Genomic DNA, 205 nt, shown 5'->3' on the forward strand with positions numbered 1-205 from the left:
AGAAAGGTCAAGCAGACATTCTTTTCACAAATAAACACAGTCATTGATTGGGCACCTATTCGTGCTATAATAGAGGTGGCTTATACAAAAGGCTATAAGTCTACTGGCCGGCCCAGCTATGACAGCCTTGTTTTGTTCAAGATTGAATTACTCCGCACCTGGTATGGTCTGAGTGACGGAGAAGTTGAAGATCAGGTTAACGACC

General features: G+C 43.4%; 1 protein-coding gene. It reads left to right on the forward strand.

What is annotated here, in order from left to right; all coding sequences use genetic code 11:
• Positions 1-205, forward strand: a 205-nt coding sequence (locus X919_RS0105900) for a transposase (RefSeq protein WP_028899390.1), incomplete at both ends; no start/stop codon positions are given.

It is taken from the genome of Prevotella sp. HJM029 (genome assembly GCF_000599605.1).
Classification (GTDB): domain Bacteria; phylum Bacteroidota; class Bacteroidia; order Bacteroidales; family Bacteroidaceae; genus Prevotella.